A 14,823-nucleotide genomic window follows, 5' to 3' on the forward strand; every position below is an offset into this window, starting at 1 on the left:
GAAGAATTCAAGCAATCATTATCGCTTGGTTGTTCGGGGCATTCATCGAAGGTGCAGCAGGTTTTGGTACACCTGCAGCTATTGCAGCCCCTCTACTAGTAGCCATTGGGTTTCCAGCTATGGCAGCTGTTTTAGTTGCTTTAATCATCCAAAGTACACCGGTGTCTTTTGGAGCAATTGGAACACCGCTTCTTGTCGGTGTTAACGGTGGTCTAATTGATCAACCCACAGTATTAGCATCAATTGGTTCAATGGAATATAGTGAATATTTATTACAAATTGTCGCTAATGTAGGACTTTTTCATGCCATTGTAGGATTTTTAATTCCACTTATTATGGTTGGAATGTTAACTCGTTTCTTCAGTAAAACCCGTTCGTTTACGGAAGGCTTAAAGGTATGGAAGTTTGCTTTATTTGCTGGAATCGCTTTTACGGCTCCATATTATTTTATTGCCCTATTCCTTGGTCCAGAGTTTCCCTCTCTAATAGGGGCATTAATTGGATTATTAATCGTCATTCCATCGGCAAAAGCTGGTTTATTTATGCCAAAGAAGGAAGAGATTTTTGATTTTGAAGATCGTAGTCAATGGGAAAAGGATTGGATTGGTAAATTAAACCATGAACAACCAAAAGTCATAGAAGGTAATAAAAAGATTTCGTTAGTAATGGCTTGGGTTCCATATTTGTTAGTTGCCGTTTTATTAGTTATGACAAGGGTTATCGAAGAAGTAAAAGCTTTAATTACACATACTAATGTAACGATTTTAATTGAAGATGTATTTGGTTCAGGAATTGCAATTAAATCTACTCCGCTATATTTACCGGGTGCTATTTTTATCGTCGTATCTATCATTACATATTTCTTACACGGTATGAAAGCAAAAGATTATATGAAAGCATGGTCAGATTCGTTTAAAACAGTTGTAACTGCTGGAGCGGCCTTAATCTTTGCTGTACCAATGATTAAAATCTTTATTAATACACAAACAGAGGAATTAGCAAGTATGCCACTTGTTTTAGCGGAAGGTGTATCGAATTTAACCGGTTCATTATGGCCTGTATTCGCTCCAACAATAGGGGCACTTGGAGCTTTCATAGCAGGAAGTAATACCTTTAGTAATATGATGTTCTCATTATTTCAGTTTGGAACTGCTGAGAGCATTGGCCTATCCGCTGATGGGGCAAGCTATGTGGTTGCCCTTCAAGCAATTGGCGGTGCAGCAGGAAATATGATTTGCGTTCACAATGTAGTAGCTGCATCTGCAACAGTTGGTTTAGTCGGTCAAGAAGGGGCACTAATTCGAAAAGCACTGATTCCAATGACATACTATGTATTGGCGGCTGGAACACTGGGTATGGCGGTGATTGCAGGAGGCTTCAGCTTCTGGTTCTTTATCTACGGAGCAGTCGTAATTGGTTTTATTCTTCTAATGATCTCAAATAAAGGAAAACGTACAAAAGATGCAAAAAGTCCGAAGTCATTCACGGCGTAGAAAAAAAATAAATAAAAACGATATATAGGACACACCTATATATCGTTTTTTATTATTAAAAAGCAATATTTAATAGATATGGAGAGTGAACAATGTTACGACCTTCATTAGCCAAAAACATAATTTCAGAAGTAAGAAGGTTACTAGATGAAGATTTAATAGTTGTTGATATAAATGGCATTATTATTGCTAGTACTGATGAAAGCAGAATCGGTTCATTTCATGAGGGGGCCCTTGCCTCTTATCGTGAACGAAATAAAGTGATTATAACAGAAAAAGATCAAAGTATTTTAAAGGGCGTTAAGGCTGGTATCAATTTACCTGTTTTCTTTCAGCAACAAATTGTCGGTGTAATAGGAATTACAGGAAATCCGAAAAAAGTTTCACAGTATGGTGAAGTTCTAAGAAAAATGACAGAGTTACTCATTAAAGAAAGTTACTATTCAGAACAAATAGAATGGCAGTCACGCACACTTGAAGCTTTTGTTTTTGATTGGATTCAACAAAAAGAATGGTCAAAAGCTTTTAAAGATCAAGCAGAATTACTTGGGGTGGATTTAAGTATCGATAGACAAGTAATTATGGGTCATTATTTGCATGATAATGAAAACTTAATCCAGCGAAATGTCTGGCAGGATGTCATGCAGACATTTATGACGGACAGCAAGGATGTCTTTGTACGATGGGGCAATGAACGATTTATTTTATTACATGGAGTAACAGGAAAAGAAAAAAAAGAAAAAATCCTTTATTACACTCAACAACTAAAAACATTTTTCAAAGAAAAATATAACCAATCTATTTCAATCGGAATTGGTCATGTTGTCTCAGCAAGTTATGTTTATCAATCATTTGAGCAGGCTGAAAGAGCCTTAGCTGTTGCTAAGCGAACAACTGGCATTGTTTTTGATGATGATCTGCGATTAGAAATGTGCATACAAGATATTAAAGAGCAAACGCGTATTGAATTTGTTAACCGTACAATTGGAACGATCGTAGAAGACAGTGAGTTATTAGATACGCTCAAAACTTTCATCGTCAAGAATCAATCGTTTAAAAATACGGCGGATGAGCTTCATATTCATATCAACACCCTTCACTACAGATTAAAAAGAATTGAACAAATAACAAATCTAAACCCGAGAGATTTCCATGATATGACAACATTATACCTTGCTACTATATTTTTGGATAATCATCCAAAAATAAGTTTTGAAAACGTTTAAATTTAAGAGGATTAACTATATTTAATTATACTTTTTTCTTTTATGATTTAATTAAGCTATTTGAGAAAAAGTCGTAATTTCTTCACTTTACTACCGGAAGGATTGGTTTTTTTGATAACAAATGAAATAAAGTTAAAACTATGTAAAATAGTAGGTTCCGAAAACTATGATGACTCAAAAGTAGGCAGACTCGTTTATTCCTATGATGCTACTCCACAATTTCAGTCAATGCCTGACGCGGTAATTGCCCCTCGGAATACTCATGAAGTTTCTGAGATTGTTAGAATATGCAACGAAAATAGCATTCCTATTGTCCCAAGAGGATCGGGAACAAATCTTTGTGCAGGTACTTGTCCAACAGAGGGTGGAATTGTCATCCTTTTTAAACATATGAATTCAATTGTAGAAATAGATGAGGAAAACCTTACTGTAACAGTACAACCCGGGGTCATAACGTTAGATATGATTCATGCAGTTGAAGAAAAAGGCTTATTTTACCCGCCTGATCCTAGCTCTATGAAAATATCAACGATTGGCGGCAACATTAATGAAAATTCTGGAGGGCTTCGTGGTCTTAAATATGGTGTAACACGCGACTATGTGATGGCGTTAGAAATTGTATTAGCAAACGGAGAGATCATCAAAACTGGAGGTAAGCTTGCAAAAGATGTTGCTGGTTATGACTTAACCCGTCTATTTGTAGGGTCAGAAGGTACTCTTGGGATTATTACGGAAGCAACACTTAAACTAATCCCAATGCCTGAAGCTAAGATGACGATGCTTGCACTTTATCAAGATCTTGAAGCTGCAGCAAAAACAGTCTCAAAGATTATTGCAAGTAAAATCATACCAACAACACTTGAATTCCTAGATCAGCCAACACTGGAGGTAGTCGAGGCGCACGCTCAAATTGGCCTACCGACAGATGTAAAAGCTGTCCTCTTAATGGAACAAGATGGTCCAATCGAAGTTGTGAAACGTGATATGGAAAGAATGGCGACTATATGTGAACACGAAAATGCTGTATCTGTAAAAATAGCTGAATCTGAAGCAGAAGCTGACGGTCTTAGAACAGCACGTCGATCTGCACTTTCTGCTTTAGCAAGGCTGAAGCCAACAACCATTTTAGAGGATGCAACGGTTCCACGCTCTGAAATTGCAAAAATGGTAAAAGCTACAAATGAAATTGCTGAAAAGTACAACGTCAACATCTGTACCTTTGGTCATGCTGGTGACGGAAACCTCCATCCTACATGTTTAACAGATGTTCGTAATCATGAAGAAATTGAACGTGTTGAAAAAGCATTTGAGGAAATTTTCCAAAAAGCTATTGAGCTCGGAGGAACGATTACAGGTGAACACGGTGTCGGGGTGATGAAAGCACCATACTTAGAATTAAAGCTTGGTGAGACTGGCATTGCAGCAATGAGGGCAATTAAAGATTCCTTTGATCCTAATAATATTATGAATCCTGGTAAAGTATTTGCAAAAGACACAAGAAAACGAGTGGTGGTTACAAGATGACAACAGTAAAAGAACGCGAAAACATTCAACAACAATTCAAAGAGAGAATGAATGAAGACGACCTTCTAAATTGCATGCGTTGCGGCTTTTGTTTACCTACTTGCCCTACTTATATTGAATCGGGTTATCAAGAGTCACATTCACCGAGGGGACGTATTGCTGTAATGAAAGCAGTTGTAGATGGGATCATCGAACCTGATGAAGATGTAGAACGTTCACTTAACATGTGTTTAGGCTGTAGAGCTTGTGAACCGGTTTGTCCATCAGGAGTAAACTACGGCCATTTACTTGAAGAAGCGCGCGATATTATTAATCAAAACAAAAAACACTCTTTACCGGTCAGAACGATTCGCAAAGCAGTATTTGAAGGACTTTTTCCTTTTCCAAACCGTATGCGTACATTAACAGGACTAATCGGCTTCTATCAGCGCTCTGGCTTACAGCGTGTTGTCCGGACTAGCGGAATGATGAAGGTATTACCCGATAGCTTGTCATCAATGGAAAAGGTTCTACCGGAAATTCCAACTATAAAAGAGATGAAGAATCGTCCTTCTTACCTTCCAGCTCAAGCATCTGTAAAAAAGCGTGTTGCCTTTTTCTCTGGCTGCTTAATGGATACAATGTTTATGAGAACAAATGATTCTACAATGAAGCTTTTACAGTTAGTAGGTTGTGAAATTGTCATACCTACAGAACAGGCATGCTGCGGAGCCTTGCACGGACATAGCGGGGAAAAAAACACAGCAAAGGAGCTTGCAAAACGTAATATTACTGCCTTTGAAGAGTTGAATGTTGATTACATTATTACGAATGCCGGCGGCTGCGGCGCATTTTTAATAGATTATGGTCACCTTCTAAAAGACGAAACAGAGTGGGCAGAACGGGCTAAACAATTTTCAAGTAAGCTAAAAGATATTTCAAGTATTTTAGTTGACTTAGAGTTCCATAAGCGGAATTTAAGTCTACCTTCACAGGTGATTACTTATCAAGATTCATGCCATTTAAGGAATGTGATGAAAACATCATCACAACCTCGTACCCTATTAAAATCTATAAATAATATTGAATATCGTGAAATGCAGAACGCTGATCAGTGCTGTGGTTCAGCTGGAATCTATAATATTGTTGAATCTGAAATGTCGATGAAGATTCTTGACTCTAAAATGAAAGCAACTAAACAAACAGAAGCAGCGACAATCGTCACCGCAAATCCCGGATGTTTACTGCAAATGAAACTCGGTATTGAACGAGAAGGCCTTACAGGTAAAGTGCGTGCCGTCCATATTGCGGACCTGCTGCTTGAAGCCGAGCAGTCTTCTGTCAGATAAGAAAGATGTCATATTTAGTTCTGGTGTAATGAAAACATAGAATTGATAGATCATTTGCGCCAGAACTAAATAAAGAATTCTGTTAAACATCTATAGATAAAATGAAACATCTTGATTTCCTGTCTTAAGTGAGTGTTCCCCATCAAAATTATTTAGAGACTTAACAAAAATGAAAATAACACTGGAGCAAAAATAGATGTGAAAATCGCCGCTAATACCATTGCCATACCTGCAACAGCGCCTTGTAACTGTCCTTCCCTGGCAATTTCTGCTGTTCCTTGTCCATGAGCAATCGCTCCCATAGACAATCCACGTGATAATGGATCTGTAATTTTCGTTGCATCTAAAAACCATGGCCCAATCATTCCACCGATGATTCCAGTCGCAACAACAAAGGCTGCAGTCAAGGATAAATCTCCATATATCATATTCGCTACTTCAATGGCAATTGGAACAGTTGCTGACTTTACACTAAGAGATGCAATGATCGTATCCGTCAACTGAAATTGTTTGGCAATCCACACAATTGATAAAATCGTCGCGACAGTTCCAAGTACAAGCCCAGCACCAGCTGCAAGGCTATATCGTATGATCAATTTTCGATTTTTATATAATGGAACAGCTAAAGCGACTGTTGCGGGTCCTAAAAGGTATGTAATAACCTTCTTTGCCGGTTCATATTGTTCATATGGGATTCCTGTAGTAAGCAGAAGCAAAATAATCGTCGATGCACTAAAGAAAACAGGTGTTGTAAAAGGTAGTGGATATTTTCTTGCAATTATTCTTGAAAGTAGGTAGACCCCTATAGTAATAGTAATAAAAATTGGGGTTACAATCATCATCATAAACTTTTCTCCCCCTTCCTTTTAGATAAAAATTGAGTAACAAAACCTGTTACATATATTCCAACCAATGCACTTATCGTAATGGCAATCCCCAACAAAATACCGTACTCTAAAAATAAATCACCAAATTGGATTAATCCAACTGCTATTGGGATAAAAAAGAAAGCTAAATGTTTGATTAGAAAAGTTGCTGCTTTTTCTATAAGTGATAACGGGAAAATACCAGTCCCTAACAAGATAATTAGAATAAGCATCCCCATCACATTTCCTGGTAATGGAAGCTTAGTCCAACTTACTATGAAATAGCCGAGTTGATTAATTCCCCACAATATAACAAGTTGAAAAATAATGCCTCCAATATTCCGTATCAACCCGTTCTCCTCCCAATATAAATGTAATAATTTTGACTCTATAACAACATTTTCTTTAAAGGCATAATGGGTTGAAAAAGCCGTTTAAAGAAACGGAATGTTTCCAGCCTATTATGCCTAGCTAAAAGTTTCTCTACGTACACTTTGTATTATTTTAGTTACCAAGATATCCCCATCATTTGCTTCAATTGTTGTTAATTGGATCCGACAAAACGGTTTCACCCTGCATTCCAAACAACGCCTAAAGCAATCGACGACGACGACATCTACTTCGTCTTGATAATCACGCCGAAGAATATCTTTTACTTTACCAGCATCAGTTACTTCAATATTGCGTTCACAAAACTTAGCTACTTTCATTTTCATTCCTCCTCTTTAGAAAAGCGCAAGGCGCCCCTAATCGTCGACAAGCATAAGCCGAATAGGAATAAAAGGTGCTCAAATTTACCTTCAATTCCTATTTGACTAGACCTAGAGTCGATGGCGCCTGGAGCTAGACACCAAAACTAAGTTGAAAATTATATACTTTCTTACCTCTCTAAAAAAACACCCTAAAGGGTGTTTTTGGTGTCTTTATCCTTGATCATAGTGAGTAAATTGGATATCCAACGTACGAAGATATGTTTGCAGACCTGCATCTTGGATTGGGATAATGTAGGCAGGCTCCCCGGATTCATTGTGATGAGAGTGCCATAATCCCGGCGGAGTAACAAACGCCTTTCCTGTTTCCCACTCGATACGAATAGGGTCAATAATTTGTTTTGTAACAGGATCAATCTTATCTCCAACTAATGTATAAGTTCCCGGTGCAGCATAAGCAACAAAATCAAGAGCTACCGACTTATGGCTATGAGGAGCTTGATTGGATCCGACAGGCACAATACCAAACATTGCCCATAATACATGTGTAATCGTTAATGTTTGATCAAATTTTTGGTTGTTTAATAGGATAGAAATACGATTTTTCAAATGAGCATCTGGTGCATTCGCAACTTCATTCAATTTTTCCTTCGCTTGTTCAGCGGTAAATACCGTTGGCTTAAAACGTGCATCTGTAGCTTTTACCCCTAAATAATCAAGAAGTGGAGTATCTAAAATATAGTAAATCGTTGTATCTTGCATCGCTGTGTGAGTACTTACTGAACCAGATGGAAGAGTTACGAAATCTCCTTCCTTCCAGTCAATTGATTCTCCATTTACCTCTGTTGTGCCTGCACCAGAAATAATATAATATAATTCACTAGTTGCATTCGGTTGTGTATTGATGGAATCTCCAGCATTAATTCGAATAAAGTTTGCTAGAAGTGATGGACTTGTTGCTGGGTATTTTGTTCGTAAATCACTAGATAGATCCAATTGAATGATACGTGTTTCACCTGAGTTATATATTTGAGGTCCAAACTCCTTAGCTGGGATCGGACTAATGATACTGCTTCCAACCGGATCAGCAGCTGTCGTATATTCATAAAAACGAGCATCACCAGTCCAGTTTTCATTGATCGTTCCAACAGAAAATTGTCCAGGTTGTTTATTTGTAGTCATATGTAATCCTCCTCATCACCTTTATGCTTTAATTTTATCCCGGTAGAATATATTTGTAAAATATATAATTTATATTACAATGATATAAAAAACATATAACTGTAAAGCAGGTGATAATCAATGGAGCTCCGCCAACTGCATTATTTTCTTACTGTAGCTGAAGAATTAAATTTTAGCCGCGCGGCTGAACGTCTTCGTATCACACAACCGCCCTTAAGCTTACAAATCCAAAATTTAGAAAAAGAGCTAGGGATTGACCTTTTTTATCGAAATAACCGACATGTAGAGTTAACTGATGCTGGGAAAATATTTTCAGAAGAAGTTCGCAAAATAATCGACCATATTGATCATGCTGTGGAGATTGCCCAACGTACACATCGCGGAGAAACCGGAAAACTCAGAATAGGCTTTGTTGGATCTGCAACCTATGACATCCTTCCTTATGTTCTACGAGAATTTCGAAGTTTGTATCCAGATGTCCAAGTACAGCTTCATGAAATGGCCACACCCGTCCAAATTGAGGCATTACGACAGGAGGAAATTGATGTAGGTTTTGTACGTCCTCCTGTTAATTACGATATAATACGTACTGAAATTGTATCCACTTCCCCTTGCGTGTTGGCGGTTCCTAAACAACACCCATTATTGGAGAAGAAAACCATTTCCCTTTCAGATCTTAATCACTACCCATTTGTCATGCTATCTCGGAAAACATGGGACGGACTCTATAACGACATTCTGAAATTATGTAACCCTGTCATTCACCAAGAAGCCCTCGAGTTCCAAACCGTCATTGGTTTAGTTGCAGCTGGTTTAGGAATCGCAGTGGTTCCAAAATCGGCAATAAACTTGCATACTCAAGATGTTGTATACATGGATCTCAAAGATCAATTACCTGTTGCTTCCATGGGTGTTTCTTGGCGACGAAACGATCAATCACCTTTAGTGAAAACCTTTATTAAGATGGCGAAGGAAATGGGGTGAAATATTGTATATTCCTAGTTTTGTACAATTTAAAATATTAGGTGCAATTTTACCTATTGCTCCCCGATACTAACGGTATTTTTTCATCCGAACTAAACACTTTAATCCCAAATTCATTAAGCGACGGACTGTTTTATGATTTAGGATGATTTTCTGATTACGTAATGCCAACGTAATACGACGATAGCCATATCGCCCTTAATTTTCTTCATAAATCTTTTGAATTTCTTTCTTTACTTCACTATATTTATCTGGACATCTATTTGTTTTATCCAATAATAATAATATGTGCTACGTGGAATATCAGCGATTTTTATTAATTCAATAATTTTATATTCATGCCTTAATTCATAGATCACTTGCGCTTTGTCTTTATCTGTAAGTTTTTCTTTATTAAGGCTTGTAACTTTTTTAAATATGCATTTTCCATCTTAAGCTTTTCTATTTCAGCACGTAGTGCTTCTTCTGATCCCTCTACTGGTTTATTATTAGATTTTTTCCACATAGATGTTGAACGCTCCTTTTCCTTTTGTTGAAGAGCGTCAATTCCCTGTGTTTCAAATAAAACCTTCCACCGGTACACGGCAGAAGAGGAAGAAACATTAAATACTGCGGTAGCTTCTTCGATGGACGCTCCCATCTCGTTCATGTAGTTAAGTACGTTCATTTTAAACTTAACAGAATAATTTGTATAGGATTCTTGTAAGCCAGCTACGCCATGAATTTCACTACCCACCTATGCAACATGGATTTACTAACGTTGTACTTTTTAGCTATTTTCCTTATAGATTCTACACCTTCAAGGTAGGTAGTAACAGCTGCTAGTATTATTTCTAAGGGATATTTCTTCATGAAAAAAAGCACCTCCAATTGTTAAGTGTATCAAACAATTGGGGTGCACTTCAGGTAACTGTCCCTATGTCCCTCTATAGGATGGTCGGCAAAAAAACGCCTCAAACCCTTGCATAAAAATGATTTTAGACGTTTCATTTATATCCGTTTAGTTTGGCCCCTCCTCTTTTAAAATTGGGTAGCGATAAATATGGATTAAACTAATGAAAAATCAACGTTTTCGACTTTTTATAGAAAATAAGTTAATAAAAATTAAAGTAATAAATTCTGTGCAATTAGGAGTATGTGGTCAACTACTTAACATTATCAAATAGCGCAATATTAATATAGTTATTAGAATAAAACGGTCTTATTATTAGGTTTGACTAGTTTTACCGGTTAAATTTTTTATATTTCCAGGTAAGCCCTAATTTGTTGTAGTTGTTATTCAACAAAACTCCGTATCAACTTTTTATACCTCCTTAATTAAAAAACCGACCTTTTCTCGTTCGAAGGTCGGTTTATCTACATGATTAATTTTTGGAATTATCTATTTTATTTTGATTGAGCGTTTTCATTTACAATTTGTGTAAGTGCCTCTTTGATTGGCGTAATTGGGCGACCAAGAACTTTTTCAAAATCATTGCTTTCAATTTCAAGTGAACCATTTCGAATGCTTTCTTGAATTCCTACTACAATCGGAATGACAAATTCAGGTAAACCTAAGCCTTTCATCATTTCGGCATATTCTTCGTCACCAACTTGTTGTACCGGTATTTCTTTGCCTAATACAGCACCAATAGCTTTTACTAATTCTTCTTGAGTTAAAAGAGGGCCAGAAAGTTCATAAACTGTATTTTCGTTCCCTTCACCTAAAAGAACTGCTGCCGCTGCATCTGCATAATCTTGTTGTAGTGCCCAACCAACTTTACCAGCTCCAGCAGAAGTTATCCATGGAGCTCCTGCCATAACACCTTGAATGCTACCAATTTCGTTTTCCAAATACCAATTATTACGCAAGAAAGAATACGGAATACCTGACTTCATGATGGCTGCTTCTGTCGCAACATGAGGTGGAGCCATTAAATTTTTGCTTTCTGTTGCATTTGCGATACTCGTGTATGCAATAAATTTTATCCCTGCACGTTCAGCTGCTTTCACTGCATTTGTATGTTGACGAATTCTTGTATCATTATCACCATCTGCAGAAATAATTAATAAACGATCAATCCCTTTAAAAGCATCATCTAATGTTTCTGGATGGTCAAAATCACCTTTTCGAACCTCTACTCCACGAGCTCGAAGTCCTTCTGCTTTCTCAGGATCTCGAACACTCACCGCCAGCTCACTCGCAGGTATGGATGTTAATAATGTCTCCACAACCTTAGATCCTAATTTTCCAGTAGCTCCTGTAACTAATATTTTCATTTATATTCCTCCAGTTCGGTCTCACTTGTAACAAATTTGATTACATGTATTTATTTTAGTTACATGTAATCATTTTGTCAACAGGTAAGGTTCCATATATTATTTTCTTCGTAATTTGGTATAATAAACTTGTAATCAAATTAATTACACTTAAAATTAGTAAACAGATTTGTTCGCAAGGGTGGTGACTGAACATGTCCATCAGCAGCAGATTCGCTGTCGGCATTCATATATTAGCTTTAATTGAATTAAATAAAGAAGGGATAACGTCTTCTGAATTTTTAGCATCCAGTGTGAACACAAACTCAGCAGTGATCAGAAAACTCATGGGAATGTTAAAAAACGCTGGTTTAATCGAGGTAAAACCAGGTATTGCAGGGGCTAAACTCTCAAAAGAATTATATGATATTACACTGTTTGACGTTTATAAAGCAGTGAATGTAGTACAGGAAAAAGAGCTATTTAGCATCCATGAAAACCCAAATCCAAAATGTCCTGTAGGTAGGAACATTCAGAATACAATCGAACCATTGTTCACATCAGCTCAGTTAGCTATGGAGAATATGTTGAGGAGCGTAACACTAGAGGATGTTGTGAAGGATATTGCTACGAATGAGAATAACTAGTAAAAAGGCATTCCAAAAATGGGATGTCTTTTTTAGCAGAGAGTTTGACCTATATTGAGTAAGAATACTTGAAATATTCCCCGCACCCACCTAGTTTGGCATCCATGATATCACTCTTTTGCATATAATAAACCTCAACTAATCCTTATTTTAGTACAATATAAAGCCCAGAAATAGCATTAAAAAAACCGCCAGAAATTAATCCCTGGCGGTCTTCGATGTAAAAACTTAATTTGTTTTTACAGGTGATTTTTCAAGATTCACCCACTGACCTTTTTCAGCTGATTCAAGAATCGCATCACTAATAACAGCAATTCGATATCCATCGTCAAAGTTAGGAGAAACTGTTGTATCATCCACAATTGATTTAATAAAGTCATACGCTTCAATAATCTTTGTTTCACCGTAACCAATCCCTAATGCAGGAATTGGCCATAAGCCTTCACCGTATGGATGAGCTGGTCCAGTGTAAACTGTTCTGAACCCTTTTGCATCTCCTGGATCGTCTGAGAAGCATACTTGGAGCTCATCACGACGCTCATAGTTAAAATAGATAGAACCCTTATCACCGTGGATTTCAAATGTTAGGAAGTTATTGCGTCCCCATGCATTACGAGTTGCTTCAATGCTTCCAACTGCACCATTTTCAAATTTGACTAATGTTGTGATTTCATCATCTACGTCTACTTTACCTTTAGGAACATCTCCTGCACTTTTTACTGTACCTAATTTGTCTGCGCCGCCTGATTGAACTGGTCTTTCTGGGATCCACGTTTTTGATACGGCATTGACATCTGTGATTTCCCCAACTAAGTAGCGGGCAAAATCAATAACATGTGTACCAATGTCACCTAGTGCACCTGATCCGGCAATTTCCTTTTGGAAGCGCCATGATAATGGTGAGTTAGGATCTGCAGACCAATCTTGAAGATATGTTCCACGGAAGTTTAAAATGTTTCCAATTCTACCTTCTTCAATATATTTTTTCGCAAGTGCAACAGCTGGTGTTCTTCTGTAGTTAAAAGCGACCATATGCTTTACACCTGCTGCTTCTACTGCATCTAACATTGTTTTTGTTTCGTCAGCATCTCTAGCTAAAGGTTTTTCACAGATTACATGTTTACCAGCTTTTGCTGCAGCAATGGCAATTTCAGCATGTGAATTATTTGGTGTCACTATATCAATAATGTCGATCTCTGGATTTTCAACTACCTCTCTCCAGTTAGATGAGTAGTTATCAAAACCTAATTTCGCTGCTGCTTCTTTTGCAATTTCATCTGTCACGTCAACAAGCGTGTGACGATGCGGGACAGCAGGTGCCGGCCAAAAAAACATTGGCATTCCCGCGTAAGCAAGAGCATGTGCCTTTCCCATAAATCCTCCGCCAATCATTCCTACGTTTAATTTTTTCATATTTATTCCCTCCAATTATTTAGTCTTCTATTATTTTGCAGCTTCTTGAATCGTATTTGGAGCTTCTTTTGAATATACAAGTTTCCAGGAATCTAATACATTATCCGGTGTTACTTTTAATGCGGGAACTGCTACATATGCAGGTGCTTCTTTTCCAAGCAAACCATATCCAGCTAAGATCGCTTCTGAGATTCCTTGATCATATGGAAGTTGTGCGCCTAAGCCTTTAATCATTCCATCTGATGCAATATCAATGGCAACTGTTGTTCCTAAGTCAATTGTTGTGATTACTAGGTCATTCCTTCCAGCGGTACGTGCTGCTGCTAATGCCCCTTCAGCAGGAACATCCCAAACGACGAACATTCCATCAAGATCTGGATTTTTTGTTAACATACCTGAAGCAACCTTCTCTCCATCGTTAGGTGCCACAATTCCTCCACGCTCTACGATCTTTATGTCAGGATATTTTTCTGTTATTGTTTTCTCAAATGCTTCAACACGTTGCTTTGTAACAAAATAATCTGCATCATGATAAACAACACCGATATTTCCTTTTCCACCTAATTCTTCTGCCATGATTTCAGCTGCTTGAACTCCATTGCCATAGTTATCAGCAGATACAACACTGACATAATCTTTACCAGCTTCTAAATTATTTGGCTTATTATCCATAAAGACTACTTTGACACCCGCATCAGCCGCTTTCTTAAATGCCGATGCTGTAGACACAGGGTCAACAGGGATCCCAACGATGATATCTGGATCTTTAGCTAATACTGTTTCAATATCTGATACTTGTTTTTCTGCTTTAAATTGCGCGTCTGTTACTGCTACTATCTCAATTCCCATTTTGGAAAATGTTGCTTTCAACCCTTCAATTTGTGCTGTAGCCCAGTCATTTCCAGCATAGTGCATGACAATAGCTGCCTTATAGTTACCATCTTTAATCTTTTGAACTTCCTCTTCTGTTAGCTCAAGTGTTTTTGCGGAGACAGCCGACTCTCCATCAGGCCCTTTACTTAAGATTTCTTGATCAGGAATTTCCTGGTTAATGACGATAGGACCATATGCTTCTGTTGTGTCTTGTTCTTCTGAACCTTGATCTTGATCACTTGTTTCAGAGGTAGTAGAACTTCCTTGACTGCATCCTACAAGACCTAGCATTGTTGCTAACAAAACCATAGATAAAATAGAAAGTAACTTTTTCATATC

The 14,823-nt window shown here is 37.5% G+C and carries 15 protein-coding genes and 1 pseudogene; 6 read left to right on the forward strand and 10 right to left on the reverse strand.

The window, feature by feature from the left end:
* From ACEWK1_RS19690 to ACEWK1_RS19705, 4 genes are all read left to right on the forward strand, one after another.
* Positions 1-1,493: L-lactate permease (locus ACEWK1_RS19690; protein ID WP_416636575.1), on the forward strand; the 1,493-nt coding region annotated here is incomplete at its 5' end.
* A gap of 92 nt (positions 1,494-1,585) precedes the next feature.
* Positions 1,586-2,719, forward strand: a complete 1,134-nt coding sequence (locus tag ACEWK1_RS19695) for a CdaR family transcriptional regulator (RefSeq protein ID WP_098795803.1) — start codon at positions 1,586-1,588, stop codon at positions 2,717-2,719.
* A gap of 111 nt (positions 2,720-2,830) precedes the next feature.
* Entirely contained in the window at positions 2,831-4,243 is a 1,413-nt protein-coding gene (gene glcD / locus ACEWK1_RS19700) for a glycolate oxidase subunit GlcD (RefSeq protein WP_098795802.1), read from the forward strand.
* Positions 4,240-5,571, forward strand: coding sequence for a (Fe-S)-binding protein (locus tag ACEWK1_RS19705; RefSeq protein ID WP_098795801.1), 1,332 nt, complete (start codon positions 4,240-4,242; stop codon positions 5,569-5,571). Before glcD ends, ACEWK1_RS19705 begins: the two co-directional genes overlap by 4 nt.
* A 152-nt stretch (positions 5,572-5,723) precedes the next feature.
* On the opposite strand, the gene ACEWK1_RS19710 is transcribed toward ACEWK1_RS19705, so the two are convergent.
* The 4 genes from ACEWK1_RS19710 to ACEWK1_RS19725 form a co-directional block, all read right to left on the reverse strand.
* On the reverse strand, positions 5,724-6,416 hold the full coding sequence (locus ACEWK1_RS19710; RefSeq protein WP_098795800.1) for an LrgB family protein: 693 nt from the start codon (positions 6,414-6,416) through the stop codon (positions 5,724-5,726).
* Entirely contained in the window at positions 6,413-6,787 is a 375-nt protein-coding gene (locus ACEWK1_RS19715) for a CidA/LrgA family protein (protein WP_212136230.1), read from the reverse strand. The genes ACEWK1_RS19710 and ACEWK1_RS19715 overlap by 4 nt, the downstream gene beginning before the upstream one ends.
* 117 nt (positions 6,788-6,904) lie before the next feature.
* Positions 6,905-7,147, reverse strand: a complete 243-nt coding sequence (locus ACEWK1_RS19720) for a DUF1450 domain-containing protein (RefSeq protein WP_176550993.1) — start codon at positions 7,145-7,147, stop codon at positions 6,905-6,907.
* 213 nt (positions 7,148-7,360) lie between these two features.
* A complete protein-coding gene (locus ACEWK1_RS19725; protein ID WP_212136229.1) occupies positions 7,361-8,329 on the reverse strand; it encodes a cupin domain-containing protein in 969 nt (322 codons plus the stop codon).
* Between the two features lie 120 nt (positions 8,330-8,449).
* Here ACEWK1_RS19725 and ACEWK1_RS19730 point away from each other — a divergent pair, with 120 nt between their 5' ends.
* Positions 8,450-9,313, forward strand: a complete 864-nt coding sequence (locus ACEWK1_RS19730; protein WP_098795797.1) for a LysR family transcriptional regulator — start codon at positions 8,450-8,452, stop codon at positions 9,311-9,313.
* A 69-nt stretch (positions 9,314-9,382) separates the two neighbouring features.
* On the opposite strand, the pseudogene ACEWK1_RS19735 reads toward ACEWK1_RS19730, so the two are convergent.
* The 4 genes and pseudogenes from ACEWK1_RS19735 to ACEWK1_RS19750 all read right to left on the reverse strand — a co-directional run.
* A pseudogene (locus tag ACEWK1_RS19735) lies at positions 9,383-9,499 on the reverse strand (IS3 family transposase); the annotation flags it as partial.
* A gap of 169 nt (positions 9,500-9,668) precedes the next feature.
* Complete coding sequence (locus ACEWK1_RS19740; protein ID WP_098795795.1) at positions 9,669-10,049, reverse strand: helix-turn-helix domain-containing protein; 381 nt, start codon at positions 10,047-10,049, stop codon at positions 9,669-9,671.
* Complete coding sequence (locus tag ACEWK1_RS19745) at positions 10,025-10,165, reverse strand: transposase (RefSeq protein ID WP_098795794.1); 141 nt, start codon at positions 10,163-10,165, stop codon at positions 10,025-10,027. The genes ACEWK1_RS19740 and ACEWK1_RS19745 overlap by 25 nt, the downstream gene beginning before the upstream one ends.
* 534 nt (positions 10,166-10,699) lie before the next feature.
* Positions 10,700-11,572 carry an SDR family oxidoreductase gene (locus tag ACEWK1_RS19750; protein WP_098795793.1) on the reverse strand — a complete coding sequence of 291 codons (873 nt, stop codon included), beginning with the start codon at positions 11,570-11,572 and terminating at the stop codon, positions 10,700-10,702.
* Positions 11,573-11,766: 194 nt separating this feature from the next.
* On the opposite strand from ACEWK1_RS19750, the gene ACEWK1_RS19755 reads away from it, so the two are divergent.
* Positions 11,767-12,198, forward strand: a complete 432-nt coding sequence (locus tag ACEWK1_RS19755) for an Rrf2 family transcriptional regulator (protein WP_098795792.1) — start codon at positions 11,767-11,769, stop codon at positions 12,196-12,198.
* Positions 12,199-12,426: 228 nt separating this feature from the next.
* Here ACEWK1_RS19755 and ACEWK1_RS19760 read toward each other — a convergent pair whose 3' ends face one another.
* Together ACEWK1_RS19760 and ACEWK1_RS19765 are read right to left on the reverse strand one after the other, a co-directional pair.
* A complete protein-coding gene (locus ACEWK1_RS19760) occupies positions 12,427-13,611 on the reverse strand; it encodes a Gfo/Idh/MocA family protein (protein WP_098795791.1) in 1,185 nt (394 codons plus the stop codon).
* A 30-nt stretch (positions 13,612-13,641) separates the two neighbouring features.
* Positions 13,642-14,820 carry a substrate-binding domain-containing protein gene (locus ACEWK1_RS19765; protein WP_098795790.1) on the reverse strand — a complete coding sequence of 393 codons (1,179 nt, stop codon included), beginning with the start codon at positions 14,818-14,820 and terminating at the stop codon, positions 13,642-13,644.
* Positions 14,821-14,823 lie beyond the last annotated feature (3 nt).

The sequence above is a fragment of the Metabacillus sp. YM-086 genome (assembly GCF_048059995.1).
GTDB lineage: Bacteria > Bacillota > Bacilli > Bacillales > Bacillaceae > Metabacillus > Metabacillus litoralis_B.